General features: G+C 61.1%; 21 protein-coding genes and 1 other RNA gene. 9 read left to right on the top strand and 13 right to left on the bottom strand.

Annotated elements, in window-relative coordinates:
- Nucleotides 1–183: 183 nt before the first annotated feature.
- Both OU997_RS03055 and ssrA read right to left on the bottom strand, forming a co-directional pair.
- Nucleotides 184–2,535, bottom strand: coding sequence for a site-specific integrase (locus tag OU997_RS03055; protein WP_267808894.1), 2,352 nt, complete (start codon nucleotides 2,533–2,535; stop codon nucleotides 184–186).
- Nucleotides 2,536–2,634: 99 nt separating this feature from the next.
- Nucleotides 2,635–3,026, bottom strand: a transfer-messenger RNA (tmRNA) gene (gene ssrA, locus OU997_RS03050).
- Between the two features lie 142 nt (nucleotides 3,027–3,168).
- Here ssrA and OU997_RS03045 point away from each other — a divergent pair.
- Nucleotides 3,169–6,084, top strand: coding sequence for an ATP-binding protein (locus OU997_RS03045; protein ID WP_267808893.1), 2,916 nt, complete (start codon nucleotides 3,169–3,171; stop codon nucleotides 6,082–6,084).
- Between the two features lie 37 nt (nucleotides 6,085–6,121).
- Here the strand turns inward: OU997_RS03045 and OU997_RS03040 are convergent, their stop codons facing one another.
- The 3 genes from OU997_RS03040 to OU997_RS03030 are packed head-to-tail and all read right to left on the bottom strand — an operon-like array spanning nucleotide 6,122 to nucleotide 11,840.
- Nucleotides 6,122–8,929 (bottom strand): FAD-binding and (Fe-S)-binding domain-containing protein, encoded by a 2,808-nt coding sequence (locus OU997_RS03040; protein ID WP_267808892.1) that lies wholly within the window; start codon nucleotides 8,927–8,929, stop codon nucleotides 6,122–6,124.
- 14 nt (nucleotides 8,930–8,943) lie between these two features.
- Nucleotides 8,944–10,098, bottom strand: coding sequence for an FMN-dependent L-lactate dehydrogenase LldD (gene lldD / locus OU997_RS03035; protein ID WP_267808890.1), 1,155 nt, complete (start codon nucleotides 10,096–10,098; stop codon nucleotides 8,944–8,946).
- 53 nt (nucleotides 10,099–10,151) lie between these two features.
- Nucleotides 10,152–11,840, bottom strand: coding sequence for a lactate permease LctP family transporter (locus OU997_RS03030; RefSeq protein ID WP_267808888.1), 1,689 nt, complete (start codon nucleotides 11,838–11,840; stop codon nucleotides 10,152–10,154).
- 283 nt (nucleotides 11,841–12,123) lie between these two features.
- On the opposite strand from OU997_RS03030, the gene OU997_RS03025 reads away from it, so the two are divergent.
- On the top strand, nucleotides 12,124–12,894 hold the full coding sequence (locus OU997_RS03025; protein WP_108488910.1) for an FCD domain-containing protein: 771 nt from the start codon (nucleotides 12,124–12,126) through the stop codon (nucleotides 12,892–12,894).
- Here the strand turns inward: OU997_RS03025 and OU997_RS03020 are convergent.
- The 7 genes from OU997_RS03020 to OU997_RS02990 all read right to left on the bottom strand — a co-directional run bounded on the left by OU997_RS03020 (nucleotide 12,891) and on the right by OU997_RS02990 (nucleotide 19,356).
- The gene (locus OU997_RS03020) at nucleotides 12,891–14,351 is read right to left on the bottom strand and encodes an ATP-binding protein (RefSeq protein WP_108488909.1); all 1,461 of its coding nucleotides are present in this window, start codon (nucleotides 14,349–14,351) and stop codon (nucleotides 12,891–12,893) included. The two genes, OU997_RS03025 and OU997_RS03020, sit on opposite strands and share 4 nt — an antisense overlap.
- Nucleotides 14,348–15,010, bottom strand: a complete 663-nt coding sequence (locus OU997_RS03015; protein ID WP_108488908.1) for a response regulator transcription factor — start codon at nucleotides 15,008–15,010, stop codon at nucleotides 14,348–14,350. Before OU997_RS03015 ends, OU997_RS03020 begins: the two co-directional genes overlap by 4 nt.
- An 83-nt stretch (nucleotides 15,011–15,093) precedes the next feature.
- Nucleotides 15,094–15,744: a tetratricopeptide repeat protein gene (locus OU997_RS03010; protein ID WP_267808886.1), complete on the bottom strand. Its 651-nt coding sequence runs from the start codon at nucleotides 15,742–15,744 to the stop codon at nucleotides 15,094–15,096.
- A 12-nt stretch (nucleotides 15,745–15,756) separates the two neighbouring features.
- On the bottom strand, nucleotides 15,757–16,548 hold the full coding sequence (locus OU997_RS03005) for an SDR family oxidoreductase (protein ID WP_108488906.1): 792 nt from the start codon (nucleotides 16,546–16,548) through the stop codon (nucleotides 15,757–15,759).
- A gap of 9 nt (nucleotides 16,549–16,557) precedes the next feature.
- Nucleotides 16,558–17,211, bottom strand: coding sequence for a TenA family transcriptional regulator (locus tag OU997_RS03000; RefSeq protein ID WP_267808884.1), 654 nt, complete (start codon nucleotides 17,209–17,211; stop codon nucleotides 16,558–16,560).
- On the bottom strand, nucleotides 17,211–18,683 hold the full coding sequence (locus OU997_RS02995; protein WP_267808883.1) for an AMP-binding protein: 1,473 nt from the start codon (nucleotides 18,681–18,683) through the stop codon (nucleotides 17,211–17,213). Before OU997_RS02995 ends, OU997_RS03000 begins: the two co-directional genes overlap by 1 nt.
- Entirely contained in the window at nucleotides 18,667–19,356 is a 690-nt protein-coding gene (locus tag OU997_RS02990; protein ID WP_108488903.1) for a thermostable hemolysin, read from the bottom strand. The genes OU997_RS02995 and OU997_RS02990 overlap by 17 nt, the downstream gene beginning before the upstream one ends.
- 212 nt (nucleotides 19,357–19,568) lie before the next feature.
- Here OU997_RS02990 and OU997_RS02985 point away from each other — a divergent pair, with 212 nt between their 5' ends.
- The 5 genes from OU997_RS02985 to OU997_RS02965 all read left to right on the top strand — a co-directional run bounded on the left by OU997_RS02985 (nucleotide 19,569) and on the right by OU997_RS02965 (nucleotide 24,006).
- Nucleotides 19,569–19,982, top strand: coding sequence for a hypothetical protein (locus tag OU997_RS02985; RefSeq protein ID WP_256583043.1), 414 nt, complete (start codon nucleotides 19,569–19,571; stop codon nucleotides 19,980–19,982).
- A 220-nt stretch (nucleotides 19,983–20,202) separates the two neighbouring features.
- The gene (locus OU997_RS02980) at nucleotides 20,203–20,784 is read left to right on the top strand and encodes a DJ-1/PfpI family protein (protein ID WP_108488901.1); all 582 of its coding nucleotides are present in this window, start codon (nucleotides 20,203–20,205) and stop codon (nucleotides 20,782–20,784) included.
- A 46-nt stretch (nucleotides 20,785–20,830) separates the two neighbouring features.
- On the top strand, nucleotides 20,831–21,136 hold the full coding sequence (locus OU997_RS02975; RefSeq protein WP_108488900.1) for a ribbon-helix-helix domain-containing protein: 306 nt from the start codon (nucleotides 20,831–20,833) through the stop codon (nucleotides 21,134–21,136).
- Nucleotides 21,137–21,264: 128 nt separating this feature from the next.
- Nucleotides 21,265–21,633, top strand: coding sequence for a DUF2946 domain-containing protein (locus OU997_RS02970; RefSeq protein ID WP_267808880.1), 369 nt, complete (start codon nucleotides 21,265–21,267; stop codon nucleotides 21,631–21,633).
- Between the two features lie 108 nt (nucleotides 21,634–21,741).
- The gene (locus OU997_RS02965; protein WP_267808879.1) at nucleotides 21,742–24,006 is read left to right on the top strand and encodes a TonB-dependent receptor plug domain-containing protein; all 2,265 of its coding nucleotides are present in this window, start codon (nucleotides 21,742–21,744) and stop codon (nucleotides 24,004–24,006) included.
- A 52-nt stretch (nucleotides 24,007–24,058) separates the two neighbouring features.
- Here the strand turns inward: OU997_RS02965 and OU997_RS02960 are convergent, their stop codons facing one another.
- Complete coding sequence (locus OU997_RS02960; RefSeq protein ID WP_108488897.1) at nucleotides 24,059–24,940, bottom strand: EamA family transporter; 882 nt, start codon at nucleotides 24,938–24,940, stop codon at nucleotides 24,059–24,061.
- An 88-nt stretch (nucleotides 24,941–25,028) separates the two neighbouring features.
- Between OU997_RS02960 and OU997_RS02955 the strand changes: the two genes are divergently transcribed.
- A complete protein-coding gene (locus OU997_RS02955; RefSeq protein ID WP_267808877.1) occupies nucleotides 25,029–25,541 on the top strand; it encodes a MarR family winged helix-turn-helix transcriptional regulator in 513 nt (170 codons plus the stop codon).
- A 46-nt stretch (nucleotides 25,542–25,587) separates the two neighbouring features.
- Nucleotides 25,588–25,929, top strand: a complete 342-nt coding sequence (locus OU997_RS02950; protein ID WP_108488895.1) for an FKBP-type peptidyl-prolyl cis-trans isomerase — start codon at nucleotides 25,588–25,590, stop codon at nucleotides 25,927–25,929.
- Nucleotides 25,930–25,996 lie beyond the last annotated feature (67 nt).

Raw genomic sequence — 25,996 nt, 5'->3', positions numbered from 1 at the left:
CTGTATCGCTGCTTGAAGTAAGCGGCTTCGGAGCAAATCTATTTGTCCAATTCAATTTTGGCAAGATACCAAATCTTAGAAAATTATCCTCACCGTCGAATACTCCTGTAATTACAGGAGTATTCGACGGTTATTATTTTTTCTATTGGTTGGCGATTTTTTATTGTTTACCATTAATGGTCATTAAATTGTTGGTGAATGCTTTTTTGACGCTAGGTTTAAGTAGTTGAGATAGTGGATATGCGACGTGTCGATGTTGTAATCCAGTTTCTGTAGCACTGAGTTCAGCACTTGCAATGAATATGCATCGCCATACTGGCTTGTCACACTGTCATCGGTATGGCCTACCAGCGCTTTGACAACTAGGACGTCTAAATTTTGCTGTCTGGCCTGGTTGATGAACGTGTGCCGCAGTCCATGGAAGGTCAGTCTTTCCTGGCCTAGACCGCATTGCTGCAGATACCCACCGCTGCTTGTACCGTTCCCAAGGAACCACTTACTCGCGGTATGGCTTGAGTGGCTTGTGCCATGTGATGTCAGTCCGCCGAAGAGTTGCGATGCTGACGTGCTGCCCGGAATGGCCTTGCGGTGTTCGACAAAGGTTAAAAAGCCGGCTTCAAGTACCGCGCGATGGAGCGGCACGTTTCTGCGACTCTGCATGTTCTTCAGTCGCTTCTGAGCCATCCCGCTTTCATCGTCGCCGTCATCGTTAAGGCTCATGTACCAGATGTCATGTTCTTTACGGATATCCCCAACCGTAAGTTGGCATAACTCATTCAGTCGAGCTCCCTGGTAGGCACCGAGCAGCGGGAGCCAGAACTTGAAGTCACCCATCCTCCAGCGAGCCGGCTCTTTAAGTGTGTAAACCGGCCCGCGCAGGGCCCTTTCTAGTTGGTCTCGGCCCCAGGTACGGCGCCGAGCCGGCGCTGCACCTTTGGTGTTAAAAGTGAGGCCTGAGCTGGGATCACTAGGGATCAGCTCGAAGTCCAGTCCATATCGAAGTACGCGCTGTAAGAGCTCGAAGTATTGCTTGCCCGTTCGCGGGTGAATGGGCGTGTAAGTACCTTTGCCGATCACTTGATGAAGTGGGGCATTTTTGCAGCCAAACAGCTTGTTGCGGTTGCGAGGATACAGACGTATCTGATCCCGGATTTTGATGGTCTCAGCCCGTGTGAGTGTTGATGCTACGCGGTCGGCACCAACGATCTCGACGAGTGCCCCCAGTCTAGATAGGTTCAACTGCCGCGTTCTTGGATGCGACCACGTCTGCTCTATTTCCTGTTGCTGGCTGAACTCGTCCACCAATTGACCGAAGCGCAGCGCTCGGCTCGGTAGCTCGTTGCCTGGATAAACCGGAGGAGGTGCGTTCAGAAGGTGCTGCAGGCTATTCTGCTGCGACGCCGGCAGTAGATTGGCCATGGCCGTGATTGCTGCCACGATCTTTGGGTCAGCCGTTTCTGGATCGCCTGCTGGGTTCATGTGAGGGGAAGGCAGCAAGGGATGGTCACCCTGATTGAGATCGAGGTATCGGCAAAACAGCTCTGTGATCTCGGCCATCGCAGATGCAACCGCATCACCGCTGATGGTGTTCGTGAGTTTCAGTTCATCGAGGCAGTCGCCGACTTCCTTCATCACCATGATGAAGGCGAGCGTCGCCTTGATGATGGAGGTCGTGCGTAGGTTCAGGTGCAGGGTCGGGCCAGGAATCGACAGCGGTGCGAGATCAATTTCGAGCACAAAGTAGCCGTCCTTATCCTGGGACAGGAACAGACATTCGAGGTGCTTGCAGTCGCTGTTTTCCTGGTGCGATGGTTTGCTCAGCAGCTCGCTTACCGATTGCGGCAAACCTATCGGAATATGGTGGAGCCCTACGCCATGATCTTTCCGTACGTACGCCAGGTAGTCGTACAAGGCATGAACCATGACTTGAAACCGTCTTATCTCAGTCAGGTGTCCTCGAATTTCCAAACGCTCCAACTCGACTATTCCCTGGAAGATGTACGCCGCCTTCCAGCACGCGACCTCAAATTCTGACGTATCCAAACACCAGTCGAAGCGATGGAAATCCACTAGCAAGCGGCTGCGCAGTTCTGTACTGGGAGTGAGCGTTAGGCGATACAAACCATCTGTATCGAGTGCCATGGGGTTGGCGATTCGACAGGCCTGATTTAGTCGTTCATAGCCCTGTGCCAAGTCCGCGCAGGCCAGCATCTGGGGGCTAGGGAGTTCGCCCAGGGGGAGCTGGATGTGCTGTAAGGTTTCCTTGAACTCTGCACGGATTCGCTCAATGGCGGTGGCAACACGTTGGGTGTGCCAGCGTTGTTCGAGTGCCTGATTGACCAGCAGATCGAAGCTGCGATTCAAGAGTTCTGCGCAGCGTGCGGCTATGCCGAAGTCCAGTCCGAGTGACCAGCGAATTTGTTTCGGAATGCCGGGAGCCGAGGGGAAACCCTCAGGAAAGATGCGGTTGTATTGGAAGCTATTGCCAGAACGGCAGAGGTGAAGCGGGTGGTTGCGCTTGAACGGTTTGGACATGGTAGATATCGCCCTTAGGGTTTGCAGTTGGACTGCGCGATATCTACCTCTGTCCTAACCGCCTGAAACCCTCGTTCTAGACGGGTTCCAGGCTTGGATTGGTGGAGCCGGGGGGATTTGAACCCCCGTCCGCCAGTTCTCCACTGTCGGTACTACATGCTTAGCCGTGTCTATTGAGTTAATCCGCAGCCGCCCGACGGGCAGGGTGCTTTGGACGAGTTGTGTAAGTTTTAGCCACTTCGTCCACAACGTACTACGCGGCGATCCTGTTCTGCATGACAATCACTTCAGGTTTACAGGCATCCCCTAGTGATCGCTGGAGCCGAAGCTACCAGAAGGACTAGTCGCGCCGCTTACGCAGCGAGAGCGTAGCCCTCGTAGTTTTCGTCATTGGCAACTATAGAAAGTTGCAACAGTGGATTTACGACTTCTGTTACCAAGTCGGCATGCACCTCGAGCTTCGCTACCGGCGTCGAATCCTAATCGGCCCCGAAACTTTTGCTCTGCTACTGGGACGCGAGTTTACGCCAAAGGTTCCACAGCGTCGACCCGGCATTTGTCTGCGGACGCGTCAGGGCGTAGCCGGCTATGATGGTTGTCTGCATAACCGACTGTTCTGGATGAGATTGCCGTATGTCGCGTGTACCGCGTTATCCCTTGCGCCAGTGGATCTGGCGCGCTTTTGTGCAGAGCGCCCTGATCCCGTTGATTCTTGTCGAGTCAGTGTTGATCACGGTGTATTTGCTGAGCAATGCCGCGATTCGCGATGCGCAGATCGAGCATCTGCAGGAGAGCGCCCTTAAGGACTTGGCAGCGGCGGTTCAGCGTGAAGGTCAGGTGATTGATGGGCGTCTGCGTTCGGTTGAGGCGCAGGTGCAGATTTTTCGGGATGCAGCACTGAATGCCTTGCTTGATCAACGCTTTCAGCCCGATGAGCTGGAGCGCCAGCGTCATGCCCTAACGGACAATGGGGTGTATTACACCCGCAGCGACGATGGTCGTGCGGCGTCCTTTTATGCCAACAGCACGCCCGTGGCGCAGCAGGATCATGGCAAGGCAATGCGGCTGTCGCAGCTTGACCCGCTGATGCGCTCGATTCAGAAGGCCAACCCACGGGTGGCGGCGGCCTACTTCAACAGTTGGGACAGCTATAACCGCATCTACCCTTTTTTCATGACGCACGAGCAATATCCCCATGACATGGTGATACCCGATTACAACTTCTATTACCTGGCTGACGCCAAGCACAACCCGGAGCGCAAGGTGGCCTGGACTGACGTCTACCTCGATCCAGCAGGCATGGGCTGGATGATGTCGGCCGTGGCACCGGTTTATCGCGGTGATTTTCTGGAAGGGGTGGTGGGACTGGATATCACCGTGGGGCAGATGCTCGGCGAGATCGGTGAGCTGGATGTGCCGTGGAAGGGTTACGCCATGCTGGTCAGCCGCGACCATAACATCATGGCTTTGCCGCAAGCGGGTGAAGAGGATTTCGGCCTGCGCGAGCTGACTGAATACTCCTATGCCGAGGCCGTGCGCCGCGAGGTACTCAAGCCTGAGGACTTCAATCTGGGCAAGCGTGCCGAGATGCAGCCGCTGCTGCAGGCCATGACCGCAGGACAGGGCAATGTGCAGGAGGTCATGCTCGGTGGGCGCAAGCAGTTGATTGCCTGGAGCGAGATTCCGCAGACCGGCTGGCAGCTGCTGCTGGTGGTGGATGAAGCCAATATCTTCAGTGAGACCAACCGCCTGGCTGAGCGCTACCTGTACATCGGTTATCTGCTGATTCTCGGTCTGGTGTTGTTCTATCTGCTGTTCTTTGCGCTGATGTGGTTGCGTTCGCGGCGGCTGAGTGAGCAATTGGTGCAGCCGATTGATGGGGTTATTGGCATGATGCGCGAGCTGGGGCAGGGCAATTACCAACCTGCGGCGCAGAGTAGCCAGATCGATGAGTTGGTGAGTATGGCCAAGGCCGTGCAGCAGACCGGTGAGCAATTGCAGGCCAGTGAAACGCAGCGGGTCGAGGCGCAGCGGATTCTCCAACTGGTGCTGGAAAGCACCACCGAAAGCCTTTGGGAGGTTGACGCGCAAACCATGAGCATCAGCCTCAGCGAGCGTTTTCTCAAACGCTTCGGGCTGACACAGGCGCGCATGGCCTTCAGCGAGTTTAACCAGCGTGTGCATCCCAATGATCTGGAGCGTATCCGCCACCTGCGTCAGCTGTTTGCCAGCAGTAGTGAGGATCGTTTCGAGGCCGAGTATCGCTACGCCGATGCGCAGGGCGATTATGTTTGGCTGCTCAGTCGCGGCAAAGTCCTGGAGCGTGACGCTGATGGGCGCGCCTTGCGCGCGGCCGGCACCCATGTCGATATCACCCGCCTCAAGCAGGTGCAGGAAGACCTGCGTCGCACCAGCCTGGAGGCCCAGGCTGCCAGTCAGGCCAAGAGCCGTTTTCTGTCGAGCATGAGCCATGAACTGCGCACGCCGCTCAATGCGATTTACGGCTTTGGTCAGTTGATCGAACTGGAGGTTCAGGAAAAGCCCGATGCCAAGCAGGAGGCCGACTACGCCCGTGAGATCGTTAATGCCAGCCGGCACCTGACTGCTCTGGTGGATGACATTCTTGACCTGTCGAGCATCGAGAGCCGTCGCCAGCAGCTCAAGCTGCAACCGGTTGAAGTGGGTGCGCTGTTGCATGGTTGCGCCGAGCTGGTACTGCCGGATGTGCAGCAGCGGCAACTGCAGTTGCAGGTACTGGCCGAGTCGGATGCAGGGCTGTATGTGCAGGCGGACCCGCGGCGGGTGCGCCAGGTGCTGCTTAACCTGTTGTCCAACGCGATCAAGTACAACAGCCCGCAGGGGCTGATTCGGCTGGGCTACGAAGTGCGCTCGGATTGTGTGCGGCTGTGGGTCGAAGACAATGGGGCGGGGCTCAGCATTGAGCAGCAGGCGGGGCTGTTTCAGCCATTCCAGCGCCTGGGTCGGGAGAATTCCAGCATTCCAGGTACCGGCATTGGTCTGGTGCTGTGCCGTGAGCTGGCCAGCCTGATGGCCGGGGAAATGGGCTTTAGCAGTACGGTTGGCACGGGGAGTCGCTTCTGGATTGACCTGCCGGGCGCGGCTGCCCCCGCGTTACAGCCTGCTCAGCAGAGCACTGCAGCAGGGCAGCAGTCCCGACCGCTGGCCGAGGTGCTGTGCGTGGAAGACCACCCAGCCTGCCTGAAGGTGGTGCAGGAAGCACTGCGCGAATTTGCCGAGGTGCGCGGAGCAGGTTCGGTGCAGCGTGCTCTGGCCGACCTGGAGCAATGTACGCCGACCCTGCTGTTGCTGGATCTTGACCTGCCCGATGGCGATGGCTTGCAGGTGCTTGATGCCATGCGCCAGAACCCGCGCCTGCAGTCGGTGCCGGTGCTGATTATCAGCGCTGCCGCGGATGAAAATCTGTTCAACGAGGCACGTCGCCGCGGCGCGCAGGCCTGCCTGGCCAAACCGATTGATCTGGCTCAGGTGCGTCAGGTGGCGCTGAGCCTGTTGGGTCAGGCTTTCTGAAGCGGGCCGGGCACATGTGCCCGGCCTTGGGGCTGAGTCAGCGGATGGCGTGACTGACTCGGTCCAGCAAATACACCAGCCCGTGATAATCGATGCCGCCGTGCTGGCTCAGGCCGATTTCACAGGTGCGGCTGGTGCTGATGCCTTCCTCGCAATATTGCACGGCGGACCTCAGGCTGCGCAGGGCGTGGTCGTTCAGCTCGGGTGTGGTAAAGCCCTTATCGCCGGCAAAGCCGCAGCAGTGAATACCTTCGGGAATCACCACCTCTGAGGTGCAGCGTCTAACGATATCGATCAGGCCCTGCGCCTCACCCAGATGCTGGGTGCTGCAGGTCACATGCACCGCGACGGGTTTGTCCTGCGGGGTGATGTGCAGGCGGTCGAGCAGGTGCTCACGGATAAATTTCACCGGATCATGCAGCTTCAGGCGGCTGTCGAGGCCGTCCTGCATCAGCCGTAAGGTGCACGGGCTGGTGTCGCAGTAGATCGGATCAAGGCCGCCACGGCTGGCTTTGAGCAGCGCGTCGATCAACTCCTGTTTCTTGCGCTCGGCTTGTTCGGCATAGCCTTTGGAGGCAAACGGCTGGCCGCAGCAGAGCGTGTCCAGCTCCGCCGGGAACACCACCTGAAAGCCGCCTTTTTCCAGCAGTGCACGGGTCTTGTCGAGTAATGGCATTTGCTCGCGATCACCCACGGCCGGGCCCATGGCGCGGGATACACAGGCGGCCAGATAGACCACCCGTGGCCGGGTATCTTCCATCACCGCTGGCAATTGCAGGCGCTGTACCGCTTGCGGCATGGCGGGCGTCCACTGCGGTACGCGGCCCTGACTGGCCTTGCTCAGCGCCGCCGAAGTGCGCGCCAGTAACGGTGCGCCCAAGACGCGACGTGCGCCATTGGCCACGTGCAGCATCAGCCGTGCGCCTTGCAGGACGCGGTGGAAGTTATTCGCCAGCCAGTCGGCACTGCGCGGGCTGTTGGCATCGCGGGCGCGCAGTTGGCGCACCAGATCGCCGGTATTAATACCCACCGGGCAGCGTTGCGCGCACAGACCGGTGGCGGCGCAGGTGTCGATGCCCTGGTATTGGTAAGCGGCTTCCAGCTCGCGGGTGTCGATGCCCGCGTGCTTTTTTGCCTGAATATCGCGCCAGATCACGATGCGCTGGCGCGGGCTCAAGGTCAGCCCTTTTGACGGGCACACTGGCTCACAGAAACCGCACTCGATGCACTTGTCGACGATTTCGTCGGCGGCCGGCAGCGGTTTGAGATTCTTCAGATGGATGTCGCGATCTTCGGAGAGGATCACATCTGGATTAAGAATGCCCTGGGGGTCGAGCAGGCGCTTGATTTGCCACATCAGTTGGTAGGCGTCCGCGCCCCATTCCAGCTCAACGAAGGGGGCCATGTTGCGCCCGGTGCCGTGCTCGGCTTTCAACGAGCCGCCGAACTCCACGGCCACCAGGTGTGCGACGTCTTGCATAAAAGCTTCGTAGCGGGCTTTTTCCGCCTCACTGTCAAAGCCTTGGGTGAAGACAAAGTGCAGGTTGCCTTCCAACGCGTGGCCGAAAATGATCGCCTCGTCGTAGCCGTGCTTATCGAACAGGGCGAGTAAGCGGTTAACGCCTTCGGCGAGTTGTTCGATGGGGAAGGTGACGTCTTCGATGATCACTGTGGTGCCGGTTTGGCGCACGGCACCGACGGCAGGGAAGGTGTCTTTGCGGATCTTCCACAGCAGGTTGTAAACGGCCGGGTCTTCGCTGAAATCCACCTGCTTTTCCAGTGGGAAGTCAGCGATGGACGTCATGATCAGTTGCAGCTGCTCGTGCAGCAGGCTTTGGCTGGCGGCGCGCGATTCGATCAGCAGGGCGCAGGCGTGGTCAGACAGGCTTTTGACCCATTCAGGCATGCCGGGTTTGTTTTGCACCGAGCGCAGGCTGCGCCGGTCGAGCAGTTCCACGGCCGACACCGGCTGCTGCTTGAGCACGGTGACCGCGCGGCAGCAGCTTTCCACATCGGGGAACACCAGCAGGGCGCTGGCCTTGTGCGGGTGATCGGGCACAGTGTTGTAGGTCACCGCGCTGATAAAACCCAGCGTGCCTTCTGAGCCGACCAGCAGGTGGCTGAGGATGTCGATGGGCTGGTCATAGTCGACCAGTGCATTCAAGGACAGACCGGTGGTGTTTTTCAGGCGGTATTTGTGGCGGATTTTTGCCGCCAGTTCGCTGTTGGCACGGGTCTGTTTGCCCAGCTCGTTCAGCTGCGCCAGCAGGTCGGCGTGGGTGGCGAAAAAGCGCGTGACGCTGAGTGGGTCTTCGCTGTCCAGCACCGTGCCGTCGGCCAGCACCAGACGGATGCCGGCCAGGGTGTGGTAGGTGTTGTGCGCCGTACCGCAGCACATGCCGCTGGCGTTGTTGGCGACGATGCCACCGATTTTGCAGGCGTTGATCGACGCTGGATCAGGGCCGATCTTGCGTTGGAAAGGGGCCAGCACAGCGTTCGCTTGTGCGCCGATCACGCCCGGTTGCAGACGGATCTGGTGGCCTTGGCCGCGGATTTCCCGGCCGTTCCAATTGTCGCCCAGCACGATCAGCACCGAATCGCTGATGGCCTGGCCTGACAGGCTGGTGCCGGCGGCGCGGAAGGTCACCGGCACCTGATGCGCGCTGGCCAGTTTGAGCAGGTCGACCACTTCCAGCTCCGCCTCGACGCGCACCACCAGTTTGGGACTCAGCCGGTAGAAGCTGGCATCGGTGCCAAAGGCCAGGGTCGACAGCGGGTCATCAAAACGACGCTCGGCAGGGATCAGGCGTTCGACGGCGGTGAGAAAGGCGCTGGGCAGGCTCATGCAGGCTCCGAAAGTCAGGATGCGGCGTGGTGCAGTTCGCGCACCAGCGAGTCGGCCGTGATCTCGCTGATCGACTTGGCCCCGGTCAGCACCATGGCCACGCGCATTTCCTTCTCGATCAGCTCCAGCAGGTTGCTCACCCCTGCGCCACCGGCAGCCGCCAGTGCATAGATAAAGGCGCGGCCGAGCATCACCGTGTCCGCGCCGAGGGCGATCATGCGCACCACGTCCAGACCGGTGCGGATGCCGGAGTCGGCCAGAATCGCCAAGTCGCCTTTTACCGCATCGGCAATGGCCGGCAGGGCGCGGGCGCTGGACATCACGCCATCAAGCTGACGGCCGCCGTGGTTGGAGACGACGATGCCGTCGGCACCGAAACTCACAGCGTCCTTGGCGTCCTGCGGATCGAGGATGCCCTTGATGACCATCGGGCCGTCCCAGAATTCACGGATCCATTCCAGGTCTTTCCAGCTGATCGAGGGGTCGAAATTGTTGCCCAGCCAGCCGATGTAGTCGGCCAGGCCCGTGGGGTTGCCCCGGTAGGCGGAGATATTGCCCAGGTCGTGGGGCTTGCCGAGCAGGCCGACATCCCAGGCCCAACGCGGGTGCGTCATGGCTTGCAGCATGCGGCGCACGGGGGCGTTCGGGCCGCTCATGCCGGAGTGGGCGTCGCGGTAGCGTGCGCCGGGTACGGGCATGTCCACGGTAAACACCAGGGTGGTGACGCCAGCAGCTTTGGCGCGCTCCAGAGCGTTTTTCATAAAGCCACGGTCTTTCAGCACATAGAGCTGAAACCACATCGGCCGGTCGATGGCCGGCGCGACTTCTTCTATCGGGCACACCGACACGGTGGACAGGGTAAAGGGGATGCCCTTGGCGGCGGCGGCCTTGGCAGCCTGCACTTCACCACGGCGGGCGTACATGCCGGTCAGGCCGACCGGGGCCAGGGCCACCGGCATGCTCAGGGTTTCATTGAATAGGCGGGTTTCCAGGCTCAGTTCCGACATGTTGCGTAGCACGCGTTGGCGCAGCGCAATGTCCGCCAGGTCGGCGACGTTGCGCTTGAGCGTGTGCTCGGCATAGGCACCGCCGTCGATGTAGTGAAACAGAAACGGCGGCAGCCGGCGTTGCGCGGCGGCGCGGTAGTCGGTGGAGGCAGAAATGATCATGGGGGCAAGTTCCCGTAATGAAAGTGCCGGGCCAGCGGCCCGGCGGTAGCGCTTTAGTGCACCAGCATGCCGGTCAGCCAATAGGCCTGGGCCATGGTGATCAGGCCGACGAAGGTGGCGAAGATCAGGCTGTGCTTGAGGGTAAAGCGGAACAGATCGGACTCCTTACCGACCATGCCGGTCGCAGCGCACGCCACGGCAATCGATTGCGGCGAGATCATCTTGCCGGTTACACCGCCGCTGGTATTGGCCGCTACCAGCAAGGTCTGGTCGACGCCGATCTGCTGGGCGGTGGTGGCCTGCAGCGAGCTGAACAGGGCGTTGGACGAGGTATCCGAACCAGTGAGGAACACACCCAGCCAGCCGAGGAACGGCGAGAAGAACGGGAACAGCACGCCGGTACCGGCCAGGACCAGCGCCAGGGTGCTGGACATGCCCGAGTAGTTGGTGACGAAGGCGAACGCCAGCACCATGCCGATCGACAGGATCGGCCACTTCAGTTCAATCAGGGTTTCCTTGAATGTGGTCAGACCAGTTTTGGCGTTGATCTTCAGCACCAGCATCGAGATCAGTGCGGAGAAGAAGATCGCTGTACCGGTGGCCGAAATCGGGTCGAGCTTGAACACCGCCGGCATGGCGGTGGCGGCAGTAACGATTGGCGCGGTCTTGATCACCAGTTGGTCGAGGTACGGAATGGCGAAGTTGAACACCGTGCTGTACATCGCGCCGCCAGCGGCAAACAGGGCCTTGAAGGGTTTCAGGGTCCAGATGGTGACCAGCACGGTGAGAATCAGGAATGGCGACCAGGCTTTGAGGATCTGCCCGAAGCTGTAAGGCGACGGCGTGGTGCTGCGCGGGCCACCGAAACCGCCAACGATTGCTGCGCCCCCGGCAGACATACCGACCACTTCCGGCTCGGCCGCGCGGCTTGGGCTCCAGACCTTGAGGAACAGGGTCAGGCAAACCAGGCTGACCAGCGCCGAGGTGATATCCGGCAGTTCTGGGCCAATGTAGTTGGAGGTGAAGAACTGGGTGATGGCAAAGCTCACGCCGGCCACCAGGGCGGCGGGCCAGGTTTCCTTGATGCCGCGCCAGCCGTCCATCATCGCCACCAGCCAGAACGGCACGATAATCGACAGAATTGGCAGCTGGCGGCCAGCCATGGCGCCAATCTTGAATGGGTCGATACCGGTGACTTGGCCGGCCACGATGATTGGGATGCCCAGTGCGCCGAAGGCCACCGGCGCGGTATTGGCGATCAGGCACAGACCGGCTGCATACAGCGGGTTGAAGCCCAGGCCAACCAGCAGCGCGGCAGTAATTGCCACTGGTGCGCCGAAACCGGCCGCACCTTCAAGGAACGCGCCGAAGGAGAAGCCGATCAGCAGCACCTGCAGGCGCTGGTCGTCGGTGATCGACAGCACTGAGCTGCGAATAATCTCGAACTGACCACTTTTTACCGTGAGTTTGTAGAGGAACACCGCCGCGACGATGATCCAGGCAATCGGCCACAGGCCGTAAGCAAAACCGTAACCTGCCGAGGCGAACGCCATGCTGGCGGGCATGCCAAAGGCGGCGATGGCAACGACCAGCGACAGTGCCAGGGTGATCGCGCCCGCCACATGGCCTTTCATGCGGAACACGGCAAGGGCCAGGAAGAAAAATACAATCGGAATCAGAGCAGCCAGCGCGGACAGACTTAGGCTGCCGAGCGGTGTGTAGAGCTGTTGCCATGTTTGCATGGTGAGGACCCACTAATTGTTGTTGGTTGGGAGCGCGGGTTAAACAGCACGCAGTGAGGCTGTGCGTGCCTTGTAAATTGGTAATACCAATTACCCTGTGCTGTGGGGCAGAATAAAAGCTAAAGCGCGTGTGCGTCAATTTGTCCGCCTACGACTTTTGTTGTAGGCGGCGAGTGCGGCAGTAGCTTGTTAGGCATTGCGCCACTGGTTAGGCTGCCAGAGCTAGGAGCAGTAACGCCGGCCTAGTGCGTTCTGAGCGCTTGTTTACGGAGTCGATTGGTTTATGGGGTTTGGTCAGGTACAGCAGCGCCGTTTGTCGGACGATATCGTCAGCCAACTGGAAACCATGATCCTCGAGGGCACGCTCAAGGCCGGCGAACGCTTGCCTGCCGAGCGGGTTCTGGCCGAGCAGTTTGGTGTCTCTCGGCCATCACTGCGTGAGGCGATTCAGAAACTGGTGGCCAAGGGGCTGCTGGTCAGTCGGCATGGCGGCGGCAACTATGTGGCGGAAACCCTGGGGTCGACGTTCAGTGATCCGTTGCTGCACCTGCTGGAAAGTAACCCCGAAGCCCAGCGCGACCTGCTGGAGTTTCGTCACACCCTGGAAGGCTCCTGTGCCTTTTACGCCGCCCAGCGCGCCACCGAGTTGGATCGTCAGCGTCTGAATGAAGCCTTTGCGGCCCTGCAGGATTGCTACAGCCGCAGCGGCAAGGTGACTCGCGCCGAAGAAGGGGCAGCCGATGCCAACTTCCACCTGGCGATTGCCGAAGCCAGCCACAACGCCGTACTGCTGCACACCATTCGCGGGCTGTTCGACCTGCTCAAGCGCAACGTGGTGACCAATATTGGCGGCATGTACGCGCAGCGTGATGAAACCCGCGACATGCTGATCGAGCAGCACCGCGCGCTGTATCAGGCGATTATCGACGGTCGCGCCGAAGACGCCCGCGCGCTGTCCAACCGGCATATCGACTATGTGCAGGAAGTGCTGGCCGAAGTGCAGCAACAGGCGCTCCGCGAAGAGCGCGCCCTGCGCCGGGGCAGTACGCGTTAGCGTCTGGGCAGGCGCACTGCGACTTCCAGTCCACCCAATGGTGAGTCGCCAAGGCTGATGCTGCCGCGGTGCAGTTCGACCACCCGCAACACGATGGACAGGCCCAATCCAGCACCTTGGCCTGTACCCAGCCGATAGAACCGCTCGAAGAGTTTTTCCCGCTGCGCCTCATCGACGCCGGGTCCGCTGTCCTGCACGCGCAGCACGATGGCATCCGCCTGAGCGTCCAACTGCACCTGAATGCGCCCGCCGTCAGGGGTGTACTGCACGGCATTGCTGATCAGATTCTGCAACAGTGTGCCAAGGCTCGGGCCATCGGCCAGCAGCTGATAATCCGCCGGCTCCGGGGCATCCAGATTGAGTTCCTGTTGGCGCGCCAGAGCCAGTGGGATGAGCTCCGCCAGCTCGTTACGCACATAGCCGAGCAGGTCCAACTCGCCCATGGCCAGTTGCACCACAGTGGGGTCCAGTCGGGCCAGAGTCAGGAGCTGCGCGACTACCCGGGTGGCGCGTTCCACGCCAGTACCCAGCAGGCGCAACGCTTCATTGCGGTCTTGTGGGTCGGGTGCTTCCAGGGCGTTCTGGGCGTGGATGCGCAGCACCGCCAAGGGGGTGCGCAGTTCGTGGGCGGCATCGGCGATAAAGCGCTTTTCCTGATCCAGCAGCAGGTTGACCTGCATCAGCAGGCGGTTGAGCGAGGCGCCCATCGGTTCCAGTTCGGCAGGCAGGGGCTCAAGTATCAGTGGGGCGAGGTTGTCAGGTGCGCGGGCCTTGATCAGTTCGGCCATGCGCTGCAAGGGGCGCAATCCCCAGCCAATTGCCAGCCAGACCAGCAGCGCCAGCAAGGGCAGGCCAATCAGGTCGGGTAGCAAGCTGCGCAAGGCAATTTTCTTGACCAGTTCACCGCGCACATCTTCACGCTCGGCGACCAGAATCATGTGTTGATCGGTCGCATCATTGAGCATGAACAGCCGCCAGTGGTGGCCGTTGAGGGGGACCGTGTGATAACCGATCAGATGGGCACTCAGGCTGGAGAGCGTTTCACCATCGGCATGCTGATGCGCGTCGTTGTCGAAGCGGTGGAACTCGGCCACCATCTGCGCCAATACGCCAGTCGGCGCACTGGCAGATTGCAACAGCAGCTCGCCCTGCTCATCGAGAACCTGGAATGCCAGTTTGCCTTCGTAGGCGTGTCCTGCCTGAGTCGTTGTGTTGTCGTTGACCTGGTGATTCTGCAAGGCCTGGTTGAGTGTTCTCTGCAGGTTGTCACGTTCGCTTTGCAGCATGCCACGTCCTACCAGCCCCGCCAGTACACGCGCGGTTTGTGCCAGTTGGGCATCGAAAAGCTCTTCGATTTCATGTTGGGCATCGCGATAACTTTTATAGGAAATAAGCGTCATCGACAGGCTGAGCAAGCCGAGCACCAACAGCAGCGTTCGGGCGCGAATGGACGTCATACGGGTTTATCCACCAGGTAGCCGACGCCGCGCACGGTGCGGATCAGCTCGGGAAAGAACTTCTTGCGCAGGTGGTGCACGTGCACTTCCAGGGCGTTGCTTTCCAGCTCCTCATCCCAGCCATAGAGTGCCTGTTGCAGCTTGTCGCGGGTCATCACCCGGCCTGGCTGGGCGAGCAGTTCGTGCAGCAGGAGAAACTCCTTGCGGGGCAGATTGACCGCCTGGCCCTGATAGCTGACGGCCTGGCTGACCGGATCAAGGCTGATACCGCGGTATTCCAGCGCCGGCTGCGGGCGGTTGAAACTGCGCCGCAACAGGGCACGCATGCGGGCTTTGAGTTCGGCGACATCGAAGGGTTTGATCAGGTAATCATCGGCCCCGGCATCCAGCCCGGCGATGCGGTCGCTGGTGGCGTCACGGGCGGTCAGTACCAGCACCGGCACCGGGTTGGCAGCGGCGCGCAGGTGCTTGAGCACCTGCAGGCCGTCCATGCGTGGCAGACCCAGGTCGAGGATGGCCAACTCGAAGCTCTCACAGGTCAGCGCATGCAGCGCGCTGCTGCCATCCTGCACCCAGTCGACGGTGTAACCCTCGGGCTTGAGTGCCGTGCGGATACCTTCACCGAGGGCGTTGTCGTCTTCGACCAGCAGAATGCGCATGACAGGCGTTTCCGAGTTAATTGATTGGGGCCTGCTCTGCGGGGATAAATCGGCATGCAGGGCAAGCAACATACACCAGCCTATCACTGCAGCTGGGCATTGACCTTGTTCAGCAAGGTTTGAATGTCCTGCTTGCGACCGTCATCGGCGGACTGGCGATCAGGGCGTGGTGGGGCCAGCAGGGCTTTCTCCAGAGCGGCCTTGGCTTCGTCGAAGCGTTTGGCACGGGCCAGGTAGTCGCCATAGAAGTAGTTGGGGTCGATGCCGTCCGGGTTGATCGCCAAGGCCTGCTTGAGCATGACTTCGGCCTTCTCGTCATCGCCAAAGCCCACTGGCCAGCCGGGCACCTGGTAGTACAGGCTGCCGAGGCTGGTGTAGGCCGAACCGGACAGCGCCTTGGGGTCGAGTGCCAGGCCCTGCTCCAGGCTGGCCTTGGCCTCCTTGACCAGACCCAGCGCCCCCAGGCCGCCCTTGGCGCCGGCGTAGGTGCTGAGGATGATGCCGTTCCAGATCTGCAGTTCGGCGGCATTAGGCTCAGCGGCGACAGCTTTTTGCGCCTGTTCGCTGAGGCTGGCGAAGGCTTTTTCGCGTTGTTCCTCGGGCAACTGATAGTTGATCTCAGCCCAACGATTCTGCAGGGTTTGCAGCTGAATCTGACCCTGTTCGCTGAGGGCAAAGCTGGGCAGGCTGGTGAGGCAGAGCAGGGTGCAGGCGGCGCTACGGATAAGCTTCATTGGGGTGTCCTCTTAGGGTTTGCTTCGGGCAAAGCGCTGGATGATCGGCAGTTGTTTGCGCAGGGCCTGGTCGACCAGGCGCGGCAGCAGGCTGTTGAGGCGCACGAAGAGCTGTTCCGGCCAGCCCAGGTAGCGCTCTTCTTTCTCGCGGCGAATCGCCGCCAGTAATTGCAGTGCGACGCTATTGGGGGCGTCCATGGCCACCTTGAGCTCGTCATTCATGGCCACCACGTTGGCGGCGTTCATGCGGGTTTGGGTGGCGCGCGGGGCGAAGTAGAGAACCTTGATCGGGGTGTCGGCCAGTTCGCGGCGCAGGGCTTCGGAGAACCCGCGCAGGGCAAATTTGCTGGCGCAGTAAGCGGTGAAACCGGGGTAGCCGATGGAGCCGAAGGTCGAACCGAGGTTGACCACCAGCGCCCGGCCCTGTTGCCGCAGCAGCGGCAGCAGGCGATGGGTCAGTTGCAGGGTGGCGGTGACGTTGAGTTCGATCAGCTCGGCGATGGCACTTTCGTCATGCTGCTCCAGCAGGCCGAAATGATTAACCCCGGCGGCGTTGATCAGCGTATTGATGCCGCCAAAGCGCTGCGCCGCCGCGACCACCGCCTCACGACCGCTGCGCTGGCGGATGTCGGCGGCCACTACCGTGACTTTGCCGGGGTTGGCCTGCGCCAGTGTGTGCAAGGTTTCGGTTTGACGCCCGACCAGCAGCAGTTGGGCGCCTTCGTTGAGCAGGGCGGCGACCAGCGCCTGGCCGATTCCGCCACTGGCGCCGGTGATCACGGCGCGGCATTCAGCAATATTCATCGCGAGTCCTCACACACTCAGGGGCAGGCTGCGGAACATGTCGCCATACAGGCGGTAGACCACCTTGGCGGTGTGCACCACGGCGGCCTTGTCATCGTCGTTGTCGAGCTGATTCATCAGGCGCTTGAAGAACTCGATGTGCTCCAGGTCAAGGCTGCCGTGGGAACTCAGGTAACTGAAAGCCTTGTTCGGCAGCTGCAGCTTGTCTTGAATCACCCCGGCCACCTGGGTGGCCAGGGCGATGCTGGTGCCTTCCAGTACGTTGACCATGCCGAAGAAACTCACCGGGTTATGCCGCGCGATACGGTCGTATACGTAGCTGACCATCAGTTCGGTGGGTAGTTTGGGTATGCCGTTGCGCACGGCTTCTTTATCGGCACCGCAGGCGGCGATGTCGTTGAGCACCCATTCCTGGTGGCCCTTTTCTTCGTCGATGTATTCGGTGATGGCCTCGCGCAGCCACTCCAGTCGCTCCGGCAGTCGCGCGCCACAGGCCATCAGCAGCGGCACGGTGTGTTTGACGTGGTGATAGGCCTCGGTGAGAAAAGCCACGTAGCTGTTCAGGCTGACGGTGCCAGCCATGGCTTGGGCAATGATCGGTGCACTGAGCAGGTAGTTGCGTTCAGCGCTGGTGTGTTCGAGCAGGGATTCATAGAAGCTCATCAGGCATCTCCATAGCAGGATTCGCTGGCCATCAATTGCTCGATGGCGTGTTGATAGTGGTTAAACAGGGCAGTGCGGCGCAGGCGGCCATTGCTGGTGGCCAGCGCGTTGGCACTGCTGAAGGGTTGTTCGGCGCGCAGCCAGTGGTGCACGCGGGCGTAGTCGGGCAGGGCTTGGTTGGCCGTCGCCACGGCTTCGGCCAATCGGCTGTCAGGGGTATTCGGGAAGCGCGGCACCAGCACCGCCACGTTGCCCGGCAGGGCTTCGCCGTGCAGCCAGGCCTGGGCGATGGGCAGTTGCTGGACCAGTTCGGCCTCGACCCATTCCGGGTTGACGTTGCGGCCAAAGGCGGTGATGAACTGGTGCTTCTTGCGCCCGTGCAGCACCAGAAACGGGCCGTCGAAATGGCCCAGATCACCGGTGCCCAGCCATTCTTCTGCCGGGCTTGGCTCGCCCAGATAACCGAGCAAACGCGGGCCTTGGACCAGCACCTCGCCGTCTGGCCCCAGGCGCACCTGCAGGTGCGGCAACGGTTGGCCGACGCTGCCGATGCGGCGGTTTTCCGGGGTGTTCAGGCACACCACCGAAGCGCATTCAGAGAGGCCGTAACCCTCAAAGACGGGTAAGCCCAACGCCTCGGCACGTTGCAGCAATTGGCTGGCGACGCGGCCACCGCCGACGGCGATAAAACGCAAGCTGTTCGGCAGGGGCAAGCGACGTTCGGCGGCGCTGACCAATGCCAGCAGCAACTGCGGCAGCAGGATCAGGCTGTTGGGCTGAGCCTGGGCCAGGGCGGCCAAAAAGCGCGGCAGGTCAAACTGACTGGCACCGAGCAGGCCGACCTGCGCCATCGGCATCAATTCAATCCGTGCGCCGGCCAGCAGCGGGGCATAGACCCCGGCGATGTTCTCCAGCAGCGTGGCCAAGGGCAGGACGCACAGGTGGCGTTCGACCGCGCAGCTGGCGCTGGCCTGCACCAGGCTCTGCGCCACCGCCAGTTGCGTGGCGATATCCAGGCACACGCCCTTGGGCTGCCCGGTGGTGCCCGAGGTGTAGGTGATTTTGCAGGTGCCGGCTGGCAGTTCGCTGACCTGCGTCTGGGAGCGCTGCAGCATGCCGTGGGCGCTAGGGCTGAAGCCCTGTGCGCTGAACAATGGCGTGGCCGGGCCGATCAGGCAGTCGATGCTGGCGCTGTCCAGTACATGGGTTTGCTGGCTGTCGGAGAAAAAACTCGGCAGCGGCACGCAGACCAGCCCGGCATGCAGCACGGCGAGGTCCCAGAGTACCCAGTCAATGCCGTTGTCCAGGGCCAGGGCGACACGCTGGGCACCACGTTGCTGCAGTTGGCTGCTGCGCTGTGCGACCTCACTCAGCAGCTGGGCGTAGCTCAGTTGTTGTTCGCCCTCGCGTAGGGCAATGGCATCGCCGAGGGTGGCCAGGCGGTTAAACAGGGTTTCAGCGGCAGGCCACATCGGGCATGTCCTCCAGGGCATAAAAGGCGTGGTGGGCCAGGCGCGGATAGGCGCCCAGCTGCAGCAGGCGTTGATGGCCGGCATAGATATCGCCCGCCATCACCTGCGGCTGGTTGGCGTAGTAGCTGCCCCAGTCGGCCTGCTCATCGCCCAGGCATTCCGGGTTGGCCGGGCCCAGTGGCACAGGCGTCAGGCCCAGGCGCTGGAAGCTGTTGAGCAGGGCCAGGGTGCCGGTGAAGGTCACCCAGCGATAACCCAGCGCCACCAGCAGATCAGTCAGTGCCACGATCAGCAAACGCGCGGCGCCGGGACTGCCTGCCGCCAGGTTGCCGACCTCGATCAGCTGCGTCCGTTGCGGCGCATTGGCCACCTGGCGGGCGGCAATTACCTGTTCTGCCGGTTGTTCCAGGTAGCGCTCCAAAAATAGCGGGCCACTGGCGGCGCAGCGCAGGCCCACCGCGCCGAGCAGTTGACCGGCGCTGTCTTCCAGGCTGAGCAGGCACGGCATAAAGTGACGGATGTGCGCTTGATGCTGAGCCGCGAAGCGCTCGCCGATAAAGCCTTCAATCCCTGCGCGGCGCGGGCTGGCAGCGTTGGCCAGATAGAGGCTGAGCGGCTGCTCGCGGCCGATCTGTGCAAGTGCAGTGTTTTGATACACCCAAGGCAGCTCCATAACCGGAACCTCATCTGAGAACGTGGGTGCGAGTGTCTGCCGTGAGCCTTAACGCTAAATTAAGTCGCGAAATATTTTACGCGGGGCGATGGCGGGCATTTCATTGCTTGCGTTGCAACCGCATCAGCCCATAGCCTGCAAAGCCTTGTCGGCAGGCGGACTGTCGGCTGGATTTGCCCTTCCCTTAAACGCCAAAACGCTCGGAGATCGTTATGCACCCTATGAATGCTGAGCAACAACTGGCGGCCCGTCTGGCCATCCTGGAAAATCCAGAGGCACAGGATTGCACGGTGTACCGCGCCGATGACCAAGACCCGGATGCCGAGGAAGTGGATCTGGGTGATGCCAAGGTGCTGTTCTGCGGCCCGTTCGAGGCACCGGCCGATTGGGACGCGGCAGAGCGTGAGGACTATTTCGGCGACAGCGCGCCTGAGCTGTTCGTCAATGCGCGTATCGAGTGCGAAGCCAAGCCGGGCTCCAAGGGCCATTTCACCGTGGACATTGGTGACTACGTCGCCGCGCAGCCGGGCCTGGGTGAAGTCGTGATGTTCTATGTGCACGACTACCTGGAAGACGACAGCGGCTGCACCTACGTGCTGCTGCGTGACGAGGAAGTGTTGGAATAAGTCAGCCCAGCCCAGCCCAGCACGGCTGTTGGTTGGCGTTGAGCGCAGCGAAGCCCAACGGGTTGTGACAGGTCTCGTTGGGCTTCGTCGTTTTACGCCTCAATCGCATCTACCACTGACCGTCGATCAACCCATCTGCGTTGTAGTACCGGGCTATTACCCGCGACCGCTGCATCGGCCGCAGACTGTGGCCTTCTCGGTTCATTCAAGGAGCAGGCACATGGCAGCGAAGAAGATTCTCATGCTGGTCGGCGACTACGTCGAAGACTACGAAGTGATGGTGCCGTTTCAGGCGCTGCTGATGGTCGGTCATCAGGTGCACGCCGTATGCCCGGACAAAACCGCCGGGCAGACGGTGCGCACCGCCATCCATGATTTTGAAGGCGAGCAAACCTACAGCGAAAAGCCGGGGCATAACTTTGCCCTGAACTTTGATTTCGCTCAGGTTAAGGCCGGCGATTACGACGCGCTGCTGATCCCCGGTGGCCGTGCCCCAGAGTACCTGCGCCTGAATGCCCAGGTGCTGGCGCTGGTGCAGGCCTTTGATCAGGCCGGCAAACCGATTGCGGCGGTTTGTCATGGTGCGCAATTGCTCGCTGCGGCTGGCGTGCTGAAAGGGCGGGAGTGCAGCGCTTACCCGGCCTGCGGACCGGAAGTGACCCTGGCCGGCGGACGCTATATCGATATCGCCGTGGACCAGGCGCATGTGCAGGGTAATCTGGTCACCGCGCCGGCCTGGCCCGCGCACCCCAACTGGCTGGCGGCGTTCCTCGGCCTGCTCGGCACGCAGATCACGCTATAAACTGCCGGGGCCCGTCAGGCCCCAACACTCAGGGAGGTGAGCTGCCATGTGCGAGCTGTATGTCAAAGCCGATCCGATTCTGTATGAGTCCCGTGCCCGCTCGCTGCGAATTCGCGGCGTGGTCACCACCCTGCGTTTGGAAAATCAGTTTTGGGACATCCTGCGCGAGATTGCCGAAGTCGATGGCATGACCACCAATCAGCTGATCACCAAGCTGTATGACGAGGTCATGGACTATCGCGGTGAGGTGGTCAATTTCGCGTCGTTTTTGCGGGTCAGTTGCACGCGGTATTTGAGTCAGCGGCCATCGGTTGCGCAAAGCCCGGCGCGCTTGAGTGTGTTGCGCGGCTGACCTGGATCAGTGTCGCGCCCGAGCGACACGGTTCTAATAGCGCGGTTACGCTGCGTCGGTTTGCCTCAGGCAGCCTGCGCGGTGGCGGATCCGGCTATCATCGCGCCCCCTTTGCTCGGGTATTTCCTGTGTTGCCTAAACACTCCCACCGCTTCGGTAACTGGCTTGGCCTTGCGGCCATGTGCCTGTTGCTGCTCGGGCCTTTGCTGGGTCAGGGGTTGGCGTTGGGGCAGTCGTCCACGGACTGGCAGTGGCTCGATGAGCTGGCGTGCGGCGACCATAAAGCGTCCGACATGCCGCAGGCGCATGCCGATGAGTGGGCCAAGTGCGGCTATTGCACCCTCCTGTTGTCATCGCCCGCATTATTCAACACCTCGCCATTTGCGCCGCTGCGCGTGGTGGCAGCCCCCGCCGTTTCTCCCTTCGCTGATCCCGCGTTGCCGCCGGGCGGTGTCTTCCCCGGTGCGCAATCGCGCGCACCGCCTCGTCAGGCCTGACACACGTTTTTCAGCGTGTGTTTCACCTTGCTTTTTGATTCAGCGTCACCGCGCCTCTGCAAGGTGCGGGCGCTGCTGTGAATGCATTGCCTGACAGGATTTTTACCTATGTCTGCACCTCGTTACGCCCGTTCTGTTGCCCTTATCAGTTTGATGAGCCCGCTGGCCCTGGCGGTTGCCGCTGAAGTCAGCCCGAAAGCGCAGGCCGAATACCTGCAATTGCCCGATACCCTTGTGCAAGGCCAGTCCCCCGTTGAAGTCGCCGAGCAGCCCAGCGCCGAGCGCATCAGCAGCCTGATCCCGGCGACCTCTGATACCGCTTCGCTGCTGCGCGATGTGCCGGGCGTGAGCCTTAACGGCGCGGGTGGTTTTTCCAGCCTGCCGGCCATTCGCGGTTTGAGTAATGACCGTTTGCGCATCAAGGTCGATGGCATGGACCTGGTCGCCTCCTGCCCCAACCACATGAACCCGGCCTTGTCCTATGTAGCGCCCAGCAACCTGGGCATGTTGCAGGTGTTGGCCGGGATTACCCCGGTCAGCCTGGGCGGTGACAGTATTGGCGGCACCATCGTGGCGCAGAGTCAGGAGCCGGTTTTCGCTGCGGCCGGAGCCGAGAACCTTAATCAAGGCGAGGTGGGTGGTTTCTGGCGCAGCAATAACGACGCGCGCGGCGGCAATGCCTCGGTGATGCATGCCAGCGAGGTGTTCCACATCCGTTACAGCGGCAGTTACAGCAAGGCCAACAATTACATGGCCGGTGCTGACTTCAAAAACAGCACCGCCACGGGGCGGGTGGGAGAGGGCGCGGCGCTGGATGAAGTGGCGTCCACTGCTTTTGAGCGCCGTGACCATGAGCTGGGCATGGCCTACAAGCTGGGGGAGGACGTGCTGGCGCTGACCTTGGGCTATCAGCAGGTGCCGCAAGAGTTGTTCCCCAATCAGCGCATGGACATGACCGACAACAGCCAGCAGCGCATCAACCTGCGCCACACCGCGCAGTTCGAGTGGGGCCGTCTGGAAACGCAGCTGTACCACGAGCAGGTCGAGCACAAGATGGACTTCGGTGCCGACAAGCGTTTCTGGTATGGAGCGGCCTCGGGGGCGGGCAGTGCCTGCAGCCCGATCAGCGCCACCTGTGCTGCCGGCATGCCGATGGAAAGTGAGGGCAAAACCCTGGGCCTTAACCTCAAGGCCACGGTTGAGTTGACCGAGCATGATCTGCTGCGCATCGGCAGCGAATACCAGCGCTACCGTTTGAATGACTACTGGCCGGCCTCGGGTGGCGGCATGTGGCCCGGCACCTTTGAGAACATCAACGACGGTGAGCGTGACCGCATCGGCGTCTTTGGCGAGTGGGAGCGGCAGATCAACCCCGCCTGGCTGACCTTGCTCGGTCTGCGCTATGAGCACGTCGCCACCGATGCCGGCGAGGTGAAAGGCTACGCCGATACCAACGGCATGGGCATGATGCTGAACAATCAGCGCCGCGATTCGGCCGCCTTCAATGCCCGTGATCGCAGCCAGCGTGACCACAACATCGACCTGACCGCCCTGGCCCGTTACAACCATGACGCCCATCTCGACCTTGAGTTCGGTGTGGCGCGCAAGGTGCGCTCGCCCAATCTGTATGAGCGTTACACCTGGTCCACCTGGGCCATGGCCGCGACCATGAACAACGTTGTCGGCGACGGTAACGGTTATGTCGGCGATGTCGACCTCAAGCCGGAAGCCGCGCACATCGCTTCGGTCACACTGGACTGGCACAGCGAAGACCGCCGCCATGAGCTCAAGGTCACGCCGTTCTACACCTACATCAACGACTTCATCGATGCGCAGGCCCTGCCAGGCCAAACGGTCGCTGCTGACCAGTTCAACGTGCTGCAGTACAGCAACCAGTCCGCGCGCATTTATGGTGTCGATATGGCCGGGCGGATGCCGCTGCTGCGCAATGACTGGGGGCAGTGGGGCGTGCAGGCGGTGGTGAATTACAGTAACGGCAAAAACCGTGACACGGGCGATGCGCTCTACAACATCATGCCGCTCAACACCACGCTGTCCCTGACGCAACAACAGGGCGGCTGGAGCAACAGCCTGGAAATGGTCAGCGTGCAAGCCAAGAACGATGGCTCGACGGTGCGCAATGAAATCCAGACGGCGGGCTACAGCCTGTTCAACCTGCGCATGAGCCACAGCTGGGACAACCTGCGCGTGGACGTTGGCATTGAAAACCTGGCGGACAAGTTCTATTACCTGCCCACGGGGGGCGCATATACCGCCCAAGGCCGCACCATGGCGATCAATGGCATCGGTTGGGGCACGGCAGTGCCGGGCATGGGGCGTTCGTTCTACACCGGTTTCAATCTGCGCTTCTAGGCCGCATCGGGGTGCAGCATCCAGGCTGATGCTGCGCCTTGCGTGACAGGGGTTATGCGGCCGCGGTTTTACGCACCGGTGAGGCGCTGCTCCACTGCACCACCAGGATGCTGCTCAGCACCGCAATCAAGCCCAACAATGCCACGCCGGTAAGGCGTTCGCCCAACAGCGCCCAGCCCAGCAACACGGCTACCAGTGGGCTGAGTAGCCCCAGCGACGATACGGCGACCGGGCTCAGGCGGGTAATCCCGCGAAACCACAGCACATAAGCCAGTAGTGCACCGAACAGCGACAGATAGCTATACCCCAACCATTGCGCTGGGCTGAGTGACGGTAGAGGCGGATCAATCAGCCAGGCCACAGGCAGCAGCAAAAGACCGCCAATCAGCAACTGCCAGCCGGTAAAGGCCAGCAGCGGTACAGGCAGCTGCCAGCGACGCGTCAGGTAGGTGCCACTGGCCATGCAGGCGGTGCCGACAAATGCGGCGGCAATGCCGATCGGGTCCCAGCTGGCGCCAGGCGCGAGCAGCAGAGCAGCCATGCCGGCAATACCCACCACGCTGGATATCACCGCTACAGATGCCGGCCGCTGGTGATCCATCGACCACACCAGGCCCATTACCAGCAGCGGCTGAATGGCACCCACCACTGCAGCCAGCCCGCCCGGCAGGCGGTACGCCGCGACAAACAGTAGCGCCTGGAAAAAGCCGATATTCAATGCGCCTAGCAGCAGCAGGCGCAGCCATGCGCTGCGATGAGGCAGGTAGCGGCTGTAGAGCACCAATAGCAGGCCGGCGGGCAGGGCGCGTAACAGCGCGGCGGTAAACGGCCGGTCCGGCGGCAGGAGTTCAGTGGTGACGATGTACGTCGAACCCCAAATGGCGGGGGCCAGTGCCGTGATCAGCACATTTAACCAGGGTCTATTCACCGCCATCTACCTCGCGCATTTGTCTCGCATTCAAGATAAAATACGAGGCTAATACTGATTTGTCTTGAGTTCAAGATAACTTTGAGGCCGCGCCATGAGTAATCAAACGCAAACCGATGCCGTCGACGCCATTCTCCAGCAGTGGCAGCGTGAGCGGCCGGATTTGGATGTCAGCCCGATGGGTGTGCTCGGCCGGCTTGGACGCTGCGCGGCCTTGCTGCGACGGGAGTTGGAGGTGGTATTCAGTGACTTTGGGTTAAGTGCCTGGGAGTTTGATGTGCTGGCCACGCTACGCCGCTCCGGCCAGCCGTATTGTCTGGCACCGACCACGCTGTTCTCGGCGCTGATGATTACCTCGGGCACCATGACCCGGCAGTTGCAGCAGCTGGAAGCCGCCGGCCGGGTCAGCCGGCTGAGCAACCCGCATGATGCTCGCAGCATGCTGGTGCAACTGACTCCGGCCGGACTGGAGTTGATCGACCGTGCGGTAACCGCACATGTCCACAATCAGGCGCGCATTGTTGCGCCACTGGCGGCTGCGCAATTGGCTGAACTGGAGGCGCGGCTAACCGACCTGTTGGCCGTGCTGGAACCCAAAGCCGAATAGATTTCCCGTAACCCCGGCTTCAATGGTCGGTTAAATGAGGTGAGTGATGAGCAACGAACTGGTGATCGAAGATATTCAGCCCGGCGATGGCAAAGCGGTGGTCAAGGGGGCGTTGATCACCACCCAGTATCAGGGTTGGTTGGAGGACGGCACGCTGTTCGACTCCTCGCACGCGCGCGGTAAGCCGTTCCAATGCGTGATCGGCACTGGCCGGGTGATCAAGGGTTGGGATCAGGGGCTGATGGGCATGAAAGTCGGCGGCAAGCGCAAACTCTTTGTGCCCTCGCATCTGGGCTACGGCGAACGTCAGTTTGGCGCGCACATCACCCCGCATTCCAACCTGATCTTTGAGATTGAGCTGCTGGAAGTGCTGACGCGCGACGACTGAGCACTGGATCAGTGGTTATGGCTGCTCTTTGCTAAGCGCAAAAACCAACAACCCGGTACGTGGCCGG

The organism is Pseudomonas sp. SL4(2022) (assembly GCF_026625725.1).
GTDB lineage: Bacteria > Pseudomonadota > Gammaproteobacteria > Pseudomonadales > Pseudomonadaceae > Aquipseudomonas.
The sequence above is the reverse complement of the archived record's forward strand: the minus strand, read 5'-3'. Positions and strand labels throughout refer to the sequence as shown.

What these genes read in the sequence shown, in the direction of transcription:
- OU997_RS03055 (WP_267808894.1), bottom strand. Translation starts at nt 2,535, where the DNA reads ATGTCCAAACCGTTCAAGCGCAACCACCCGCTTCACCTCTGCCGTTCT.
- OU997_RS03045 (WP_267808893.1), top strand. Translation starts at nt 3,169, where the DNA reads ATGTCGCGTGTACCGCGTTATCCCTTGCGCCAGTGGATCTGGCGCGCT.
- OU997_RS03040 (WP_267808892.1), bottom strand. Translation starts at nt 8,929, where the DNA reads ATGAGCCTGCCCAGCGCCTTTCTCACCGCCGTCGAACGCCTGATCCCT.
- lldD (WP_267808890.1), bottom strand. Translation starts at nt 10,098, where the DNA reads ATGATCATTTCTGCCTCCACCGACTACCGCGCCGCCGCGCAACGCCGG.
- OU997_RS03030 (WP_267808888.1), bottom strand. Translation starts at nt 11,840, where the DNA reads ATGCAAACATGGCAACAGCTCTACACACCGCTCGGCAGCCTAAGTCTG.
- OU997_RS03025 (WP_108488910.1), top strand. Translation starts at nt 12,124, where the DNA reads ATGGGGTTTGGTCAGGTACAGCAGCGCCGTTTGTCGGACGATATCGTC.
- OU997_RS03020 (WP_108488909.1), bottom strand. Translation starts at nt 14,351, where the DNA reads ATGACGTCCATTCGCGCCCGAACGCTGCTGTTGGTGCTCGGCTTGCTC.
- OU997_RS03015 (WP_108488908.1), bottom strand. Translation starts at nt 15,010, where the DNA reads ATGCGCATTCTGCTGGTCGAAGACGACAACGCCCTCGGTGAAGGTATC.
- OU997_RS03010 (WP_267808886.1), bottom strand. Translation starts at nt 15,744, where the DNA reads ATGAAGCTTATCCGTAGCGCCGCCTGCACCCTGCTCTGCCTCACCAGC.
- OU997_RS03005 (WP_108488906.1), bottom strand. Translation starts at nt 16,548, where the DNA reads ATGAATATTGCTGAATGCCGCGCCGTGATCACCGGCGCCAGTGGCGGA.
- OU997_RS03000 (WP_267808884.1), bottom strand. Translation starts at nt 17,211, where the DNA reads ATGAGCTTCTATGAATCCCTGCTCGAACACACCAGCGCTGAACGCAAC.
- OU997_RS02995 (WP_267808883.1), bottom strand. Translation starts at nt 18,683, where the DNA reads ATGTGGCCTGCCGCTGAAACCCTGTTTAACCGCCTGGCCACCCTCGGC.
- OU997_RS02990 (WP_108488903.1), bottom strand. Translation starts at nt 19,356, where the DNA reads ATGGAGCTGCCTTGGGTGTATCAAAACACTGCACTTGCACAGATCGGC.
- OU997_RS02985 (WP_256583043.1), top strand. Translation starts at nt 19,569, where the DNA reads ATGCACCCTATGAATGCTGAGCAACAACTGGCGGCCCGTCTGGCCATC.
- OU997_RS02980 (WP_108488901.1), top strand. Translation starts at nt 20,203, where the DNA reads ATGGCAGCGAAGAAGATTCTCATGCTGGTCGGCGACTACGTCGAAGAC.
- OU997_RS02975 (WP_108488900.1), top strand. Translation starts at nt 20,831, where the DNA reads ATGTGCGAGCTGTATGTCAAAGCCGATCCGATTCTGTATGAGTCCCGT.
- OU997_RS02965 (WP_267808879.1), top strand. Translation starts at nt 21,742, where the DNA reads ATGTCTGCACCTCGTTACGCCCGTTCTGTTGCCCTTATCAGTTTGATG.
- OU997_RS02960 (WP_108488897.1), bottom strand. Translation starts at nt 24,940, where the DNA reads ATGGCGGTGAATAGACCCTGGTTAAATGTGCTGATCACGGCACTGGCC.
- OU997_RS02955 (WP_267808877.1), top strand. Translation starts at nt 25,029, where the DNA reads ATGAGTAATCAAACGCAAACCGATGCCGTCGACGCCATTCTCCAGCAG.
- OU997_RS02950 (WP_108488895.1), top strand. Translation starts at nt 25,588, where the DNA reads ATGAGCAACGAACTGGTGATCGAAGATATTCAGCCCGGCGATGGCAAA.